General features: G+C 43.3%; 14 protein-coding genes. All 14 read left to right on the top strand.

The window, feature by feature from the left end; genetic code table 11:
- Positions 1–142 precede the first annotated feature (142 nt).
- Positions 143–2,113: a phage tail sheath C-terminal domain-containing protein gene (locus tag HWQ47_RS15755; protein ID WP_269967019.1), complete on the top strand. Its 1,971-nt coding sequence runs from the start codon at positions 143–145 to the stop codon at positions 2,111–2,113.
- A 285-nt stretch (positions 2,114–2,398) separates the two neighbouring features.
- Positions 2,399–2,839, top strand: coding sequence for a phage tail protein (locus HWQ47_RS15750; protein ID WP_269967018.1), 441 nt, complete (start codon positions 2,399–2,401; stop codon positions 2,837–2,839).
- Between the two features lie 54 nt (positions 2,840–2,893).
- Positions 2,894–3,559, top strand: coding sequence for a hypothetical protein (locus HWQ47_RS15745; protein WP_269967017.1), 666 nt, complete (start codon positions 2,894–2,896; stop codon positions 3,557–3,559).
- Between the two features lie 9 nt (positions 3,560–3,568).
- Positions 3,569–4,258: a phage tail protein gene (locus HWQ47_RS15740; protein ID WP_269967016.1), complete on the top strand. Its 690-nt coding sequence runs from the start codon at positions 3,569–3,571 to the stop codon at positions 4,256–4,258.
- Between the two features lie 17 nt (positions 4,259–4,275).
- Positions 4,276–4,422, top strand: coding sequence for a hypothetical protein (locus HWQ47_RS15735; protein ID WP_269967015.1), 147 nt, complete (start codon positions 4,276–4,278; stop codon positions 4,420–4,422).
- Between the two features lie 3 nt (positions 4,423–4,425).
- Positions 4,426–5,178: a CIS tube protein gene (locus HWQ47_RS15730; RefSeq protein WP_269967014.1), complete on the top strand. Its 753-nt coding sequence runs from the start codon at positions 4,426–4,428 to the stop codon at positions 5,176–5,178.
- Entirely contained in the window at positions 5,171–6,883 is a 1,713-nt protein-coding gene (locus tag HWQ47_RS15725; protein ID WP_269967013.1) for a hypothetical protein, read from the top strand. Before HWQ47_RS15730 ends, HWQ47_RS15725 begins: the two co-directional genes overlap by 8 nt.
- A gap of 68 nt (positions 6,884–6,951) precedes the next feature.
- Entirely contained in the window at positions 6,952–7,173 is a 222-nt protein-coding gene (locus HWQ47_RS15720) for a hypothetical protein (protein WP_269967012.1), read from the top strand.
- 27 nt (positions 7,174–7,200) lie between these two features.
- Positions 7,201–7,599, top strand: a complete 399-nt coding sequence (locus tag HWQ47_RS15715) for a GPW/gp25 family protein (protein ID WP_269967011.1) — start codon at positions 7,201–7,203, stop codon at positions 7,597–7,599.
- 140 nt (positions 7,600–7,739) lie between these two features.
- Positions 7,740–8,174 carry a hypothetical protein gene (locus HWQ47_RS15710; protein ID WP_269967010.1) on the top strand — a complete coding sequence of 145 codons (435 nt, stop codon included), beginning with the start codon at positions 7,740–7,742 and terminating at the stop codon, positions 8,172–8,174.
- Positions 8,175–8,224: 50 nt separating this feature from the next.
- Entirely contained in the window at positions 8,225–12,976 is a 4,752-nt protein-coding gene (locus HWQ47_RS15705) for a hypothetical protein (RefSeq protein WP_269967009.1), read from the top strand.
- A 119-nt stretch (positions 12,977–13,095) separates the two neighbouring features.
- A complete protein-coding gene (locus HWQ47_RS15700) occupies positions 13,096–14,544 on the top strand; it encodes a tail fiber protein (protein ID WP_269967008.1) in 1,449 nt (482 codons plus the stop codon).
- Between the two features lie 124 nt (positions 14,545–14,668).
- Positions 14,669–16,111 (top strand): tail fiber protein, encoded by a 1,443-nt coding sequence (locus HWQ47_RS15695; RefSeq protein WP_269967007.1) that lies wholly within the window; start codon positions 14,669–14,671, stop codon positions 16,109–16,111.
- A gap of 244 nt (positions 16,112–16,355) precedes the next feature.
- A complete protein-coding gene (locus HWQ47_RS15690) occupies positions 16,356–18,794 on the top strand; it encodes a hypothetical protein (RefSeq protein ID WP_269967006.1) in 2,439 nt (812 codons plus the stop codon).
- The last annotated feature ends 20 nt before the right edge of the window (positions 18,795–18,814 follow it).

Raw genomic sequence — 18,814 nt, 5'->3', positions numbered from 1 at the left:
GATTAACGATTGGTACGAGTTATATTTCTAATAAATCAATTCTATCTCTAATTTGAATATTGTCTATTCCATAACACTATTAGCATTATTGTTTTTGATGCTCAGATTGGATTCAAAAAGAGAAAGTTAAAGAGGAAAATTAATGGCACAATTAAAAACCCCAGGTGTTTATACCAAGGAAACACCGACGCTAGCACCTTCGGTCGCTGAAGTCGCAACAGCCATCCCTGTATTTATCGGTTATACCGAAAAAACACAGGAGTTGGATGCAGACGGTCTACCTCAGTTGGTTAGAGTGGGTTCGATGCTTGAATACAGGGAAGAGTTTGGCGCAGCTTATTTGGATCCAGCTTATACGGTCAAAGTGAAAGGTTATGAGATCCTGGATATTCAAACGCCAAAAACCAGTTATATGTTGTCTCCCTGCATGGAGTTTTTCTATAAAAACGGCGGTGGTGTCAGCTATGTTATTTCGCTGGGTACCTATGAAGATACTTTTGATAAAGCGAAATTTGAAGCTGCACTAAGGACGCTTGAAAAAACAGACGTACCGACGCTTATCTGCCTGACAGATGCGGTTAATTTAGATCCCGATGATTACCATGATCTTATTCAACAATCATTACTGCAGTGTGCCAGTATGGATAATCGTTTCTGTATTCTTGATGTGCTCAATCAAGACAGAGATGGCAATACATATAGCATTGAAGATGCTGCAACTGCATTCCGTGAAAGTATTGGTAACAACAACCTCCAGTACGGGGCTGCATATTACCCCGACGTGCGTACCACATTAACCCATGCCTTTACCGATGAGTCAGTTAGGCTACTCGGTTATGACGACGATATTGCTCAGTACATTGCCAATCCCAATGGTGTTGCCTTCTATTTCCAGGGTGATGACAGTGTTATCCCTCAAGTAGAAGTGATCAATGCCACTGCGGACGGTGTAGCGGCCAGTTACAGTGCCACTGACACCAAGTTGACGTTGACGATTCCCAAAGATGCTGAAGGTATTACACCTGCCGATGCAATTAAGCTTTGGAAAAAGGTAATTAAAGCTGAACGTAAAGGCTTTAACGTCGCGATTCAAGGTGGCGGTGATGCATTATTAACCCCCTTTGCTGTGCAAAGTATGGTGTATCACGAAGGGCGATCTATTCAAGATGCTAATGGTCTTGGGGTGTTCTACCATGGGCCTGAGAGCAGCAATGCCAAGGTGATGGTAAGCAAAGGCCACGCAACAACTGAATTTACTTTAACGCCGCAAACCACGCCAGACACTTCGGCGAGCCTTGAGATAAAAATCAAGGGCGAGACCCTGACCATAAAGGAGCTGATGAAGGGGTGGGATAAGGTCAAAGAGAAACAGTTGTTCACTATCAAGGCGATGGGCAATGGCACGACTGCAGTGACTGAACAGGCAGAAACCGTTCTTGAATTTGCGACTTCAGAAATCAAGCTTAAAGATATCAAGTTCGATAAAGGCGCGCTGTATAACGACATCCTCGCAGAGCTAAAACTCAAGCGTATGGTGCTACCGCCCTCAACGGGTATTGCGGGTATTTATGCCAATATCGACAGCACGTTTGGTGTGTGGCAAGCGCCGGCAAACACCGGTATTGCCTCTGTGATAGAGCCTTTGCGTCGCTTGAATAACCGCGAGCAGGAAAACCTCAATGTAGATGTCAATGCAGGTAAGTCGATTAACGTTATCCGTAACTTTACCGGTAAAGGCAATCTGGTATGGGGCGCCCGTACTCTGGCAGGTAACGACAATGAGTGGCGCTATGTCAACGTTCGTCGCCTGTTCAATATGGTCAAAGCATCCTTGCAAAAGGCAACTGGCTTTGCGGTATTCCAGCCCAACACTCCGATCACTTGGCTTAAAGTTCGCGCCATGATGGAAAGTTATCTAGAAGATCTCTGGCAGGCTGGCGGCCTAGTCGGAGAAACCAAAGAGCAAGCTTTCTTTGTGCGGGTGGGAAAAGGTATCACCATGAACGAACAGGATATTCTCGAAGGCAGAATGAAAATAGATGTCGGCCTAAGAGCGAGTCGTCCGGCGGAATTTATTGTGATCAACTTTACCCACTATGTACAAGATAACTAGACCTAGAAGAGTCAATTCAGGGCCTAGCCTATATTGATATTGTCCCGTGTTTACGGAAGCCCCGTTTTGCCTTTTACCATCTTGATTGTCAGCTTGTTCAAGATATCTATTTAGCGCCATGTTCCCGGTTAATGTGTAAGCATCTCTGCTCCTAATATCATCTCTTTGAGAGTGTTCTAGATAGAGCATTCTAGATAAAGATATAGAGTGAAAACTTAACCGTTAGGCAACAGCACTGATGGATATCGGGTGGTAAAAGGCCTTTTATTTGATTGGAGTGAAACTATGGCATTACTTGCCTCTAATTACAGTGTGGAATTTGTCGAGCCGCTGGAAGGCGAAGATTCTCCCATTGTGTGCAAAAAAGTGTATGGCCTTAACCTGCGTCTCAATACTGCTCGCAGCGTAAACCAATATGGTGCCATTGAAAATATCGCCGGTGATATCGAACCTGTGACCTTGACCCTAGAGCGTGGCGTAGGTAAGGGACTTAAAGGTTTATATGCCTGGTTCAAGCAGATCCGTGAAGGCAATCTGGATAAAAAAGAACTGCTTATCACCTTGTACAATAATGCTCAGAAAACCGATGAACCTGCAGTGATATGGAAGATAAAACGTGCTTTCCCAGTAGCACTGCATGCCCCTGAGTGGAATATCGAAGAGAACAGTATCGCGGTAGAGAAGATTGAACTGATCGCCGAAGATCTGGAAGTGGAATTCCCTTAGGCCATTAACGCCGGGGAAACCCGGCATATTTTTCCATTGACGTAGAGATTGAATATGGCTTTTCAACAGCAAACTTTTTTGCGCAACAACTATTTGTTGGTGTATGGAAATGACGACGGATTAAGTTTTCGGTTTGATAATATCGTCAGTATGCAGGCCGATCTTGGTGTCGGTCTTTATACTGAGGGAACCGGTAATCTGGCTTATGTAAAAGGTGCAACCAATCCGGTTAAAATGATATTCAGTAAAACATTGGAGATGGGCGGAGGAAAAGATGACACTGAACATAAGCCTTTTATTGGACGTAGAAGGTTTTCGGTGAAGAATAAGAGTATTGGTGATATAACAATTGTAAAAAGCTATAAAGATCCTAGTCCATTAACTCATGAGGATGGTACAAATAAGACTGTTTCTCCAGAGGAAACCAGTATATTCCAATGGGCGGAGACGATAAATGGTGGAACCACTGTCGATAAGTTTGATTTGACTGTCTATGCCTTACTTGATGAAGAAGATGGTATGGATAATAAAAAAGGAAAATATAAACAAGCTTCCAGATTTGTGAATTTTATTGAGTTAAAAGGTGCAATTCCAATATTGGCAAATATAAAAAGAAATCCTTACCGAGGGAAAAACAAAGCTGAGTTGACATTTGTGGCTGATGGAATAACTACTCATAGAATAGCTCAGTTTAATGTTGATATTCCAGGGGAAATATAAGGAGTTCATATGCCGTATTTAGGTCATGCTTTTGGTGATAGTCAAATATCAATAAATGAAGCACCTCCAACTGGTTGTTATTTTGAGGTTACAATTTTTCCTGGATATATCAACCCAGTGAAAATTACAAAAATGTACGCTCTGGCAAGCACCAGTGAACTCGGTAGTTATTACCAAATTTTATTAGGTATAGTTGCGGGATTAAGTACGGCAACTACCGTGGGGAGCACCATAGGATCTGCTGTATCTGTAGGTATTGCACAGGACAGTGCTGGGAAAGGATTTGCCGCCGCAGGTGGTGGTTTGCTTGGTGTCAATCCTCTCGACTTTAGATTCCATAGAGTCTCAGGTTTGGAAAGCAAAATAGAAACAGATGATATCCGTGCTGGTGGTGTTAATACTGAGATGTTGCAACTACCAAGCCGGGTTGTTCATGGCAACCTGGTATTAGAGAGGGGCCTTTTTTTTGGATCTCCATTAACTCTTGAATTTAATTTGGCAATGAGCCTATTCCAGATGATACCTGGAGAGGTGTTAGTTACTCTACAGCATCCTAAAAAGTACCCCCTCGCAGCTTGGTTATTCCGCGATGCTTATCCGGTGGACTGGTCTAATTCAGATCTGTGGTCAGATGACAATAATATCTCCATGGAGAAGATGGAGTTTGCGTACAGTCGAATGCACCCTTTACGTATTTAGAATAGTTTGGAGTCATAATGCTTGAAATAAGAGAGTTGGTATTAAAAGCAGTGGTGAATAAGAATGTAAAAAAAAAATCAGTTGTTCATACTGAAAAACTGAAAATAAATGGCTTGAACCATTATCAAATTCAACAGTTGATACATCAACAAAGGGAGAGATAAATAATGCCATTAGCGTTAGCTTCGACAGGTATAGGAGTTATTTCAAGTGTATTATCCCGCCAGCTGGAGATCAGAGCTTACAAAGATGCAAAACGAACTCAGCGTATTAGAGGCCTAGGATTTCGTTCTCAGATTAACCCCGCTAATTTAGTTGTTGAATATCGTAATGAGCTTGTAGGTGAAACCGGATTAAATAGTGCTGGCGCCAGTTTGACAATAGGTGCGTCGCAACCTGAAAGAATAAAATTTAAATTGATACTTACCGACTCAAGTACTTTTCATTTTTCCAGCAGGAATACTTATAAAGTTAGAAATGCTTATTTCACGGATGGTCGTCTAAAAACTAGTAAAGATAACATTGTATCAGTGATAAATAATATTGGAGAAGTTACAGAAACTTACTTTCATGATGGAAAAGTTTTATCAGAAGACGTAACTAAAGATGAGGTTGATAAATTATTTAAAGATAGAGCTAATGGAACAGTTGCTGAAGGAGTAGAACGTTTCTTAAACCTGACAACACAAGAGATTATAAAAGATGGGGAAGAAAAATCGCATTTATTTCTAGGTATTATTTGGGGACAGTTGTTTATTCGCCCTGATAATACGTCAAGAAGACAAAATGTATATCCGGTGTATTTGGAAAGTGTCGACGTAAACTATACTCAATTCCATTCTAATGGGACTCCATTGCGTGCTGAGCTAGATTGTATTTTCCGTGAAGATTCAACCGATGAGGTTTCAGAAGGTGGCTAAATTAACGTTAAAAATAAAAATAGATGGTCGCGAAAAAAATACAAATATCCCGGTGGAGAGAGTAAAAATTCATCGAGAAATAAATAAAATACCATCTGCTGAAATTACTTTTATCGATAGCAAATCACAATTCAAAAATGAGTTTGTAAGCTTGGGAACTGCAATAAGCATTGAGGCTAAACAGGGGAAATCTAAACTTACATTTAATGGCTCTGTAACTGGCATTAAACTTAAGATGGATGAGTCGTTAAAACTAGTTATAGTGACACTGAAATATGGTCCTGCCAATGCCTTGGTTAACAAGATAAGAACGGAGGTTCACAGCAATAACGAAAAAGGTGAAAAACTTAAAAGTCTCTATCAATATAACTGCAGTGACTGGGACTTTCTTATATCAATGGCAGACCTTCACAGTCGTTGGGTTATCGTTAATGAAAAAGCTAGTTCTGTTATTAAGTTTTTTGGTGAGGATGAGGGTAAGCCGACTATTAGTAACCAATTATCAAAAGAGTTGAACGCTAATGTTAATGATAAGTCTGTCGCATATTATTTTAACATTGGAACAGAAATTGACGTATCTGACATTAAGTTTGATAAAAAATTATCGAGCAGTAAAATTGCAGTTTTAGGTGTAAACAATAATAGTAGCATGATAGAGGTTTATTCAGATGAAAATCGTGCGGGTTTGTATGGAGATATACATTTTGGGGATGAAGTAACATATAAAGATATTAAGCGTAAGGAACCTAATTATAATAACTTAACAAGATTTCTTCCTAAGGCACTAAGCGATGCCAAGTTTGAAATGCAGAATCAAGAGTCTGATTATTTACCAATGTCATTGCGGTCACAGCAGTATATAAAGGACAAACAGTTGGTGAAGGCCAAGTTGTTTAAATCTAAGTATGGTTTTAATCAAGGTAATATTAAGTATATAAACCATGGCATGGTCGATACCGGGGATAGGTATGATGAGCTTGATAAGGCTAAAAATGAAGAAAAAAACAATAAAGGAATAGTACTCTATTTAGGACGGAAGTTATTTATTGGTGAAGCGTTTAAAGATTACAAACAAGTCGGGATTGATATAGGTAAAAAGAAGGAAGATGAGTTAAGTCATTTTTCTCGTATTACCCGTATAGAGCATGAGATTAATCTTAATGGTTGGTATACCGAAATCGGCTGGGGAGTGGATCATCTGTTCCATAATCAACGCTATCCAGACGTACAATATCCCGAAGCTTTTGCGATGATGCCTGGGGTGAATGGGATTCAGTTAGCAACTGTTAAAGAGTCAAACAAGAAAGATGGTGTGATAGAGTCCTCAGTGCTAGTCTCAATTGAGCCAGATTCTGAACAGGCTATTAAGGCTAGGATTTTAAGTTTAATACCTAAGCAGAGTAATCAATCAATTTTTACTCATGGTAGTGAAATAACAGTCTTTAATAATGATGATTTAGTCGTATTGATGTTTGTGAATAGCAGCCCTGACAGTGCTGTTGTTATTGGAAGACTTGCATTGACAGAACAAGATGTAGGAGCACAATTAGATGAATCAAAAAAGAGAGCTGAAGAAAAGAAAGCAAGAGAGAGAGAATTAAAAGATGAAGAGAATAAGAAAGAAGGAAACCTTGGTGATGGTGAAGGTGATGAAAGTGCTGAGTTAAATGTTATTAAAGTTAATGATATTAAATTATTTTTTTAAAATAGTATAGGTGTTAAAACTATGTATGGGATTGTTTAATACTTTCTCCATGGAACGCTGGTGAAATTATGTCAAATTATGCGAATTTTAATGAAGATACAAGTAAGGATGGCATTAAAGATTCTTTTTTTCTTCAATTGGGTGATGAATATGGTAATCGTAAAATATACTTAACTTATGATGGCAACACAGATACATTAACCCTGTCAGCTAAAAAAATACAGATATTTACCGATGAGCTGAGTGTTGATAAACACAATAAAGCGCCTAAACCTTCTGAGCCAGAATAAGTTATTTGAACAATATAGGAGTCTATTATGAGCCAGGATATTGGCTGGTCGTTTCCACCAGTGTTTGAACGTGATACACGGGTTAGCCGCATGCATTCAGGCTTGGGAAATTTAGCCAAATGCATGAAGATCATGCTGGCCACTCAACCGGGGGAGCGTAATCAACAAGCGGGTTATGGTTGTGACTTGAGTAGTTTGGCTTTCGACAGTCTCTCCTATGAGCTACTCGAAGAGGCGGAGCAAACCATAGACAGTTCCATTTCTAGTTATGAGCCTCGCATTGGGATCCATGATATTCAGGTGGCACCGGATCCACAGGTGGATGGCAAACTGATAGTGCAGGTGGAATACAGTAACAAAGAGGGAGAAGGGGCGGTGACTCAGATCCCATTAAATATTCATTCCAGCTTACCGGTAGAGTTTTAAGCCTTTTACTTCGGTATTGCTTCGGTATTGCTGAAGGCTAAATCAGCTATTTGAAAGCGTTCTACATTATCCCCTGTAAGCTCACATCATGATTCTCAATCATTGATATCGACCCATTATTTATCTGGGGCAGACTTTATATGCTAGATACCCTTATTCAAACCAGTGATGAGATCCATATCAAACCCACGGACTTTCCTGGATTACAATTAACTAAACCAGTGATTCTGTCCCTTAAGGGCACTGGTCCTATGTTGGTTGATGGACAGCAGGTCTGCATCAAAGATGATGTTGATAAGCTCAAAAAAATCGGTGTGGTGTATAACAGTAATCAATTTTTGACTGGCTTTGGCACTATTACCCTAGACACTGGCACACTCACCTATGCCAGTAATGCGGTTGGTAATGACAAGAAAAAGTTTGTGCTTAAGGGACAAACCTTTGGTGCCAAATTCACGGTTGATCTGCCGGCAGTAGATCCCGCCAGTGGCAGTCCGCATCCGGTAAAAGAAGTACCTAACCCTAATGCCAGTTTCTTTTTAAAACCCAGTTTTATGCATATCCAGATGGCTTGAACACCCGCTAATTTTCTATTTATCCTAATTAACCTTCGGATCACGTCACTATGAAATCATCCCTCGCCATTGCTCGCAATGGTACCCAAGAGTATGAACGTTTGGCTGCTGAACTCAGTGCTGAATACGTATCAGTGGAGGAGCGCTCGGTTGAGCAACAGTTGGCTTTGATGCAAAAGTTGGCCTCCCATATTCGCTTTTTCAATCAGGACAACGAGGTTGAGGGAGATTGGAGTGGCTTGTTTGAGTCAGACTCTGCTGACATGCTCGCCTATCTGGATGCGCCAGAGTCTTTTGCAGTCGATAAACTGGGCAGTAATAGCGAGCAAAGGGCGCAGCTTGATCGTCTTGGGCAGTTAAGTCAGCCGCAACGAGTGCTGGTGTATATCTTTTTGCGCATGAGTCAGATGATACGCAGCCAGTTTAATCAACTGACCCAACGCCATCTGGATTTTTATTATCGTCAAGTGTTGCAGTTGTCGCCTTCAACCGGTAAGCCGGACTCGGTGCATCTGACTTGCGCCGTTGCCGATGGTACCGATGGCACGACGTTAACACAAGGCACCCTGTTTTCTGGTGGCTCTGACAATCAAGGGTTACCAGTTCAGTATGCGTTGGATGATAACTATCAACTGAACAGAGCCCAGATAAGCCAGATTAACACCTTGCGAGTGAGCCGCGAATATCAAAGCCTTAATCAGATGCGTCAACTGTATCAAAACGGCTTTGAAGTGATTATGCGTTGGGCGTTGGGGCAGTACTTTCAGGGCGATCAACTGCCTGCCTATCCCTTAGGACGTTATTTTGATAGCCGAGTTGATATTGCTGATTTTCTGGAAAAATATCAGGCTTGGAGCAGTAATACTCCGCCGGCAGTTGAAGGCTCACCTGAGCAGCTGGAATATAAAAATTACATTGAAGTGGTATTGGGTTTTGCGGCTGTAGATGAGTTTAATGATGTGATGGCAGTGTATGCCCAAGCGGAAGATTCGGCTAGACCGCACCCCGATGAATCTCAATGGATTACGGCCACAGACAAGATAGAAACCGCCTTTAACCTTCGCTGGCAGCGCAAGGAGATGCAACAATTAGTAGAGATTTATCGATCTTCAGCCCGAGGTGAGAAGGGCAGATTACACACTCTGTTTGAATATGTGTTTGGCCAACCCTTGCCCGGCGATCGCTTACCAGCAATGCCATCAACCACAGACGATCTTGAGTCTCTGTATGAGCAACTCAGTGATGCCAGTAAAAAAGAGACCGACAAGTATAAACTCGCTGGCCGTTACATCGGTTCTCTGGGCATGAGCGTGGCCGACTTTCTGTTTGTCTATGGTATGCATGAAGCGTCTGCAGCATTATATGAGATGCAACTGCGGCAGATTTTAGACCCAAATCAAGATGTGCAAACCTCCTGGTTTCGTTTTTTCAAAAAGTTTCAACGCTTGGAGATGCAAGGACGCAGTAAGCAACTGCCTCGAGTGGGGCGTTGGGATATCCGCAATATGTTGCCTAATACTGATGTTAAGCTTGATGGCGGTGTTGCCGCGTTTGGAGTGGCAGATAACCATCAAGCCCCGGAAAACTACTATGGGCCAGGTTTGGCGGTCGTTTCCTCTTTGCTGCATATGGAGGAAGGTGAACGGCATGTTCATCTAGAAATTGCTTGTAAGCAAAAAGATTTTCCAATGGATGACCTGTTGTTGGCCAAATCTTGTAACAAGCTGCATTTTCAGCTGCAACTCAGTGGCGCAGATGGCTGGCAGACTTTGAATACTCAGGCCAATGCTGAAACCGTTGATTTTGCTGTAGCAAACATAGGTAACGACCTTATCGCGGCCTACAATGCTGACCAACTGAGTTTGGTGGTCGCCTTAAGTGATGTCCACGATGTCAGGTTTGGTGAGTACCTGATATTTACTGACGGCTCAATTTGGCAGGTGGTGGGGTTTGGTAATGATACCCTCGCGGGCGTCCAGCAACTTCGGCTTAAGTATTTAAGCCAGGTAGAGGGGTTATCGAACGAGCGAACCTTGCGTTTACCACAACTGGACTTTGTGCAGGAAGCGACCAGTTTAACCACGTTAACTTATGCGGCGAGTAAACAGCAGGTGTCACTGCAAACTGAGGATGAAGGCTTCGGTAGTGCACCGGAGGTGATCGAGCAAGGGGATTATCTGGTGCTGAACTCAGGTTTGGTATTACTGGTGACTCAGCTGACCGAAGAGGGCCGTAAAGCCAAAGTGACCTCACTAGGCTATATGCCTGCAGTGGTCATGACGGGCTTAAATGGCAATAGCAGTGGTCAAAATCACTATCGTTTTACTTCACTGGCGTTTAAAGAGTCAGATGTGCTGGGTAAGTTAGATCATCAGCGTCTGCTTGGTGAAGCCGTCGACGGCGGCGTGACATTCAATAGTCGGGATATCGATCGTCTGATCCGTTTTCCCAATGGCCTGAGTTTTAAGATCAGGCACTTAGTCGATGCAGCTGATGACAAAGATGAAACCGATCCTGACAAACCTTATCATCAAGCGTTACTGGACGCTTTACCGACTGAAACAGGTTCAGGTATTGATCTTCGAGTTAAGAAATTTAACACCTTTCCTGGATTTATCTTTGATATTAAATTGGACTCGACACAAGCGTCGGTCACGCCCGCTGCAAAAAGTGAAGCGATACCGGGTTTTGCTCCCACTGAAGCGGTGTTGAGGGTACAACTTGCCAGTGTGATTGATAGTAGTAGTGCCAATGGTGCCATCGATATGGCCTATGAATACCTTAAAGATATCCGTCTGCACAATGTCACCCTCAATGTTGAAGTAAAAGGGCTCACCAATCTGCAGTTGGCAAATGATGATTCTACACTGGCGGTCGGCCAGCCATTTGAACCTTTTGGTTCGCAGCCCTATATTGGTTCTGCGCTCTATTTTAGTCACTACGAATTAGCTCGCAAACAGCTGGATAATATCTCACTGAATATGCAGTGGGTGGATCTGCCAGAGAGCTTGAATAACCATTATCAAGCGTATCGTTCTGCTTACCCTGCTCAGGTGCCTAGTTTGACTAACTCGGCGTTTCAGGTCGGCATGGAGATGTTTAATCAACGGGCCTGGATAGATCAAAACAAAGATAAGCTGTTGTTTAATACTGATGCGGAAGACACCAGTCATATTCGTATTGAGCAAGGGTTTAAACACAGTGCTTATGATTTTTTACCTGATTACTCACGCACGCCACCTGCTTCTCCGTTAGAGAGTGAGCGCTATTTTAAGTTATCTCTACAGTCTCCAGATTTTCAGCACAAGCTCTATCCCCATGTACTGCGAAAGTTGGGCTTGGAAACCGCTCAAAGTGAAGGTGCTGAATTGCCGCTGATTAATGAGCCTTATACTCCTAAAGTGAAGCTATTTACTGTGGATTATCAGGCCAGTGAAATCATTGCACCGTCATTGAATGAGCAAGATGAACATGCATTTCTGGCTCATTTACACCCTTTTGGCGGGGTTAATCTGAATAAGGTATTGGATCCTAATCGTCCTCAGGATGGTGTGCGTTTGGTGCCGAGATTTGATGAAGAGGGGTATCTCTATCTTGGGTTGAAAGATGCCCGTCCCAATGATGAAATATCCATTCTGGTGCAAGTACAGACCGGCTCAGGGGAACCTAATTTGGATACCCCGAGATTGCACTGGTATTACCGTAATCAAACTGGGCTGGCGTCGTTGCCAGCTGAAAATCTGCTTCATGACACGACCAAGTCAATGAGTTTTTCAGGCCTTATCAGGGTGAGGTTGCCAGCTGATGCAACCTTAGATGGCCCGCTTCTGCCCGGTGAGCACCATTGGCTGGCGGTGCAGGTGAAAAACAATGCCGATGCGGCAGCAAAAATACTGGCGATTAAAACCCAAACGGTAGCCGCACGAAGAACCAGTCCGATAAGTGCTGGCAGTAGCGCGATATTGCCCGCCGGTACAGTATCCAGCTTAGCGCAGTCCAATAGTGCTATTTCATCGGTGAGTCAGGTTTATGATTCTTTTGGTGGTTTAGCTTCGGCCAACGACAAAGAGTATAACCGTGATGCCAGTGAGCGATTGAGACACAGAAACCGGGCGGTTAACTTTTGGGATTATGAAAGATTGACCTTAAGTCGTTTTCCACAGCTAAGACAAGTTAAATGTTTGACCAGTGGTGAAGTGCCCAAAGCGCCGTTGAATCAGATCTCCATGATGGTGATACCTGAGCTCAGTCAACAGCAACTCGATGCGGTACTTGAGCCTGCTGCATCAGTTGATTTGCTGGAGCAGATCCGCCAAAGCCTGAGTGAAGTTGCGCCGCCAGAGGTGAATATAAAGGTTAAAAATCCGGTTTTTCAACAGTTGAAATTCAGAGTCGCGGTGCGTTTTAATCCGGGGTTTGGCCCAGGAATATTCAGTGCTGAAGTGGTCAAACAGATAAAGCGTTTGCTGACCCCTTGGGCTGATGCAGAGGCTACACCGCTGCAGTTTGGCAATAGATTGCATTTTTCTGAGGTGATAAACCATCTCGAACGTCAGCCCTATGTGGATTATGTCGCCGCCCTGAAATGTTTCAAACGAGTGACGCTGTTTCCCGGCTCTGAAGAGGAGCGGCAAGTGTTTCAGGAAGTGGAGGGTAAATCTATTCAGGTTCAACGACCTGATGCCTTGCTGGTGTCAGACACTAGCCATAGAGTTGACATTATCGCCAGTGAACATTTTGCGCCGGAAGATTACATGGGCGTGGGTTACATGGTGATTGGCCTAGATAATATTGTGCAGTAATGTTCGCACTGACTTAATTACGTTGATTTAATCACGTCAACTTTCACCTATTTATACTTCTGTTCTCTACAACCTTCAATTGACCTTAATACTGATCATCTTTTAATAAAGGCAGCCCAATGACTGTAAAAAATCGTCGTGAACTGAAACAAAAATACCGCACTGGTGCTCAGCCAACCGCCCAGGATTATGCTGATCTGATTGATTCCGGTTTTAACGCCGTCGATGATGGCATATTTAAACCCATAGAGCCTCATCTGCCTTTGCGGATCAAAGGAAATGGCAGCAGCTTGAGTGTATTGGACCTTTATGATGACGCTACCCACAACTGGCGATTTGGACTCATGTCGGGTATCGATTCAGGCTTTAATATTGCCGATGCGGCTGGTAGTAGTCACCTATTTATGGAGTCAGGCTCAGGTAACTTAAGCTTAGGGTCGACTAAACCTAAGGCAAAACTGCACATTAATCAAAGTGCTGCTTTGGGGGATGCGCTCTATGTGCAGGATTCCGCAGCAGATTTAACCCCCACTCGCATCAGTAATGCGGGTCATTTCTATATCTCATCTCTTAAGGATGGTGAAGATGGTGGCCCTCTTAAAGATGCTTCCCTTTATGTGAATGGTGATTTCCATTTGGTGGATGAAACCAGTGACAAGAGCTACTTGCATGTGAATAAAAAAGGCGTCATGAGTGTTAACGGCGAGGCTGTTGGCAATGCGCCATTTTTTCAGGTGAATTGCGCTAGCAAGTTTGTTGGGGATATGGAAGTTACCCAGGGGTTTATTGTCAGTGGTCATACTCAACTTGATGGCGACCTGCTGGTTAAAGGAAAGTTGACGGTAGAAAAGGAGATGGAGATCAAGGCCACTGTTGGTGCCAATGGCCAAACGATCAAATTGGGTGACAGCAGTGGCGATCAGGTTGAACTGCCCGGGAAACTGAATTCGGGAACTGCACAACCACTGGAAATCAATGATGGATTAAAAATTACGGGTTCATTGCAATTAGGCAGCAGTCAAACCGTTAGCACTATTTCCAATGCGTTGGGGAATGGCACTAGCACCAATAGTTTGCTTACCGAATTAGCCATTCATAAGATGCTACCCAAGGGCAGTATTATTATGTGGTCGGGTAATACTGTGCCCTTGGGATGGGGGTTGTGTGATGGTGGCACTCATAATGGGGTGACGACACCGAATCTTAAAAATCGATTTATAGTTGGGGCTGGGGATGATTATAACCTTGGTGCAACGGGAGGTGTAAGTACTGTTACCTTGACTGCCGAGCAGTCGGGAATGCCTGCTCACTCTATTTCTGGCTCAACTAATAGTACTGGTCGGCATGATCACTCATATACCGATGTATATATTAACGAAAACTCAGATTCAGGGGATTATGCAGATGGTGATGGGACCGGCCAATATGGCAGATCAAAATACACAGGATATGCGGGAGAACACAGTCACTCTATAAACATAAACATAAGTAAACAAAATGCCTCTCAGTCCCATGAAAACCGCCCTCCCTATTATGCGTTGAGCTACATTATGAAAACGACGGGTTAGTTTTTTACTGAGTGGGAGGATGATTTCTAGTAGACAATTTAAGTTGACTATTAATTCTAATTAAATGCATCTGTTTTATTTCCCCTCTTTTCTCATTGCCTTTATTTTTAAAATGGAATAAATCATGACTGTTAAAAATCGCCGAGAACTGAAACAAAAGTATCGTACTGGTGCCCAGCCAACTGCGCTTGATTATGCTGATTTGATTGATTCTGGTTTTAATGCCATCGACGACGGCATATTTAAGCCCACAGAGCCTCATTTACCACTGCGGATCAAAGGCAATGGTAGCAGTTTGAGTGTATTGGATCTTTATGATGACGATACGCACAATTGGCGCGTGGGGTTGATGTCTGCAACTGACTCAGGCTTTAATTTGGCTGACTCTGCTGGTAAGAGCCATCTGTTTCTGGAGTCTGGCAGCGGCAATCTAGGATTAGGAACTAGTAAGCCCCAAGCTAAGTTGCATCTGCATCAAGGGGCTGCTACTGGGGATACCCTGTATATCGAAGATACCAGTGATGATAATAGCCCGACCCGTATCAGTAATGCTGGCAATATCTATGTCCATTCGCTGAAAGATGGCAGCTCTGGAAGTAGCCTTGAAGACGCTGCATTGTACGTGAACGGTGATTTTAATCTGGTAAACGAAACCAGCGCTAAAAGCTGGCTGCATGTCAATGATGCCGGGGCTGTGACCTTTAATGGTCATGCCAGTGCCAGTGAACCTTTTTTTGAAGTGAAATCAGGTAGTAAGTTTTTTGGTGATATGCAGATCACCAAAAGCCTTAATGTGACAGAGAATACACGAATTGATGGCAATATTTATGTCAAGGGTAAGCTCACCGTTGAGCAAGAAATAGATATTAAATCGACCGTAGGTGCTAATGGACAATCTATTAAACTGGGAGATGCTGCCGGCGATACGGTTGAAATTCCTGGTAAATTAAATTCAGGAACGGCTCAACCGTTACAGATTAATGCCGCCATTCAGCTGAATGATTCAGATAGTGTGAGTCAAGTGTCTAATGATCTGTTTGATGAAACTAATCCTCAGCAAGATACCCTATTAACTAAGTTTGCCGTTCATCAGATGTTGCCTAGAGGCAGTATTATTATGTGGTCTGGTAATTCGATACCACAGGGGTGGGCATTATGTGATGGGAGTAATGGGACTCCGGATTTAAAAGACAGGTTTATAGTTAGTGTGGGAGATACCTATGGGTTACATGCAAGAGGTGGTGAAAGCTCTGTTCAATTAACGTCTAATGAATCAGGAGTTCCCGCCCATAGCCATAGCGGTAGTACTAATACTGATGGCTCTCATCAACATACAGGAAATGAGGAATATAAGGCTGATAATGATGATAATGATGGTGTGCATCATGTTATTGCTGATAGAAATCATCACGCGCCAGATAGCTCTACTGGGCAAATTTCATCAAGTGGGAGTAGTCATTCGCATAGCTTTACGACCAATAATAATAGTAAGGGAAATGCTGAGGAAGCCCACGAAAACAGACCGCCATATTATGCATTGAGTTTTATTATGAAGGAGATAGGGTAAGTGTATATTACAAAGTAACATTTAATACTTTACGTTGTTAATGTTGAAGACGTTCATACTGACATGCCGTTAACATCCCCTTTTGTATTCGTGATATTATTTTTTATTTTATAAAAACCATTCCGATATAAACATAATAAGCATTCGCACATGATTATATATTATTCAGGTAGTTACCGATGATACTTTAATGTCTTTTAAATAAATATTATTTCAAACTACAACTCACCTTCAGGTTGAATCTATGACAAACCCTTACAGTAGCATTGCGCCTGAGTTTGCGCCTTTGCGTGAACAGGCGTTGGCGGATATCCGTGAGCTGGCTCCCAATAGCTGGACAGATTTGAGTGTGTCAGATCCCGGTATCACCATTCTTGAGCAGCTGATTGTTAAGTTTCAGCAACTAGCGGAGAAAATTAATCTGCCCTTGACAGATCTCTTGGTCAGCGATGGGGATGTGGCTGGCAGTTCCGATACAGTGGCCCTTAATTTTGTTAAACCAGTATCGCTAAAACCGCAGTTTTTTTCCGCCAATGAAGTGTTGACTACCGCAGCAGTGAGCCTAAATGATCGCCGTAGACTGATATTAGATCACCCTTTAGTAGCCAATGTACTGGTGGAGCCGGTGCGCCTTTTGGATCGAACCCTATATTGGGACGACCACCAAAAGCGCTACACCTTTGACGAGCTGGTCAGTGATGTTCAAGTGACGCTTCCTGGGCGTTATCGAGCGCTTGTGGAATTGGTAGAAAATCACGGACTTGATGTTGAACAGAAGAAGACACTCTCATCAAGGCTACTGTCACGTTTGAAGTCTCAGCGTAATTTGTGTGAGCAGTGGCAGGAAGTGATACTGCTTGAGCCGGAATTTATCAAACTTAATGGTGGTATTAGTTTAAGGCAGGGGGCCGATGTTGAACAAACACTGATCGATATTCATAGGGCGATTTCGGATTATATTAATCCTCCACTCAAGGCGCAGAGTCTTGAACAATTGGTAAAAAAAGGCCGTACAAGCGGTGATATTTATCAAGGACCAATACTGGAAAATGGCTACTTCGATGAGATTGATCTTAATCAGTTACAACTGCGCAATGAATTAAGGGTTTCGGATATTATTCGCATTATCTTAGACTTTGAGGCGGTACAACATGTGTTCAGTCTACAGATCTCTAATTTTGCAAATCCCAGAGATGATGATTGGCGCGATTGGGTGTTGCCGATATCCAGTGGCAGAGTCGCAAGGCTAGAGCCGATTCTGTCAGTTGATGACATTGATCCTAATGCCCCTCCGAAAGTGACCGGATTTATCGACTGTTATAAGAACAATGCTGTTTGTCCTATCGACAGTGCTTTGGTTATTAGCCGTCTTGAGGTGCTTGAAGCTCAAAGAGCCAGTCAAAAAGTTCAGCAAAAATGGCGAGATATTCCCTTACCGACCGGTGAACGTCAGGATCTGTCTTATCAATCCGTGCAACAGGAGTTCCCTGTGGTGTATGGTTTGGGTGAAAACATATTACCCAATTCTGTGGGCACAGAGAGGTTGGCCAGAGTGAAACAGCTACAGGGTTACTTGATGCTGTTTGATCAATTGATCGCTAATTATCATCAGCAACTGGCGGATAGTGGTGCTCTGCTGGGCAGCAAAGCTAGGCCTCAAACCAGCTATCAGGCTGGGCAGTTCAGCGCTCAGGATCAAGCTTTGTTGACCGCAGATGATTATTGGCAGCAGATTAACACTTTGGTGCAATCGGAGCTGACTAACAATCTCACTGAGCAACATACCGAGCGAGAAAATCGTCTATTGGATCACCTGTTTTCTCGACTAGGAGAAAGCTTCAGTGATCAGAGTTTACTGGGTTTCAGTTTTGCATCTGAGAGTTTCAGAAGCTACCTCGATAGAAAATACCTTTGTTTACAGCAACTGGCTAGGCTTGGGCATGATCGATTACTTGGCCGGAACTATCTGCCTCAAGAGGGCTCTGGTATTGATGAGGGCGCAGGTTTGGAGCGGCGACTGCAGGCAAAATTGGGCCTGGATGGGAACAACCCTGATGAACCTTTGCCTATTTTAGTTGAGCATAGTTTGCTCTATCCCAACAGCGACAGTGAAATTCCAGCGCCTTACCACAGTGGAAAACTGTTTGCTCAATTGCGTAAAGATGGTTACTTCTACCCAGTTGTTGAGGCCAGTTCTCATGGGTTATTGAGTGGCGATATTGTCAGCCTGTTCGACTTTCCCGGTGACCAGGAGAGCGTGTATGCAGGGGCCTATAGCATCACCCGTATAGATGCCGATCATTTTGAAATGGCGCTGGATCTGGGACTCAACCCAGATTCTGATGCTATTAATACTGAATTCACCCTCAAGTGGATGCGCGGCAGACAGATACAGAATCCTTATGCTATGCAGGTATCTTTAGTGTTTCAGGGGGATAAGGCGAGATACCAGCAGGCGGGATTTCGTCTTGGCGTTGAAACCTTGGCCAGAGCTGAAACGCCCGCCCATATTACCTTGCATGTTCGTTGGTTGGATGAAGATCAACAAGCGGTGTTTGACTCTGTGCATCAGCAATGGCTGCAAAGTTACACTGCATTTTTAACTGATCCTGCTGGTGAGTCGGAGCTTGAGTTGGCACTGCGGGATAAGTCTGCCAATGAGCTGTTAGCCTTTTTGTTGTAGCACTGCACAGATAGGTATCA

Source organism: Shewanella sp. MTB7 (genome assembly GCF_027571385.1).
Lineage (GTDB): Bacteria > Pseudomonadota > Gammaproteobacteria > Enterobacterales > Shewanellaceae > Shewanella.
Note: the sequence above shows the minus strand (reverse complement) of the source record. Positions and strands in the feature narration are given on the sequence as shown.

Excerpts from the sequence above, each read along its gene's own strand:
- HWQ47_RS15705 (WP_269967009.1), top strand. The coding sequence starts at position 8,225 with ATGAAATCATCCCTCGCCATTGCTCGCAATGGTACCCAAGAGTATGAA.
- HWQ47_RS15735 (WP_269967015.1), top strand. The coding sequence starts at position 4,276 with ATGCTTGAAATAAGAGAGTTGGTATTAAAAGCAGTGGTGAATAAGAAT.
- HWQ47_RS15755 (WP_269967019.1), top strand. The coding sequence starts at position 143 with ATGGCACAATTAAAAACCCCAGGTGTTTATACCAAGGAAACACCGACG.
- HWQ47_RS15715 (WP_269967011.1), top strand. The coding sequence starts at position 7,201 with ATGAGCCAGGATATTGGCTGGTCGTTTCCACCAGTGTTTGAACGTGAT.
- HWQ47_RS15695 (WP_269967007.1), top strand. The coding sequence starts at position 14,669 with ATGACTGTTAAAAATCGCCGAGAACTGAAACAAAAGTATCGTACTGGT.
- HWQ47_RS15730 (WP_269967014.1), top strand. The coding sequence starts at position 4,426 with ATGCCATTAGCGTTAGCTTCGACAGGTATAGGAGTTATTTCAAGTGTA.
- HWQ47_RS15750 (WP_269967018.1), top strand. The coding sequence starts at position 2,399 with ATGGCATTACTTGCCTCTAATTACAGTGTGGAATTTGTCGAGCCGCTG.
- HWQ47_RS15710 (WP_269967010.1), top strand. The coding sequence starts at position 7,740 with ATGCTAGATACCCTTATTCAAACCAGTGATGAGATCCATATCAAACCC.
- HWQ47_RS15720 (WP_269967012.1), top strand. The coding sequence starts at position 6,952 with ATGTCAAATTATGCGAATTTTAATGAAGATACAAGTAAGGATGGCATT.
- HWQ47_RS15745 (WP_269967017.1), top strand. The coding sequence starts at position 2,894 with ATGGCTTTTCAACAGCAAACTTTTTTGCGCAACAACTATTTGTTGGTG.
- HWQ47_RS15700 (WP_269967008.1), top strand. The coding sequence starts at position 13,096 with ATGACTGTAAAAAATCGTCGTGAACTGAAACAAAAATACCGCACTGGT.
- HWQ47_RS15690 (WP_269967006.1), top strand. The coding sequence starts at position 16,356 with ATGACAAACCCTTACAGTAGCATTGCGCCTGAGTTTGCGCCTTTGCGT.
- HWQ47_RS15740 (WP_269967016.1), top strand. The coding sequence starts at position 3,569 with ATGCCGTATTTAGGTCATGCTTTTGGTGATAGTCAAATATCAATAAAT.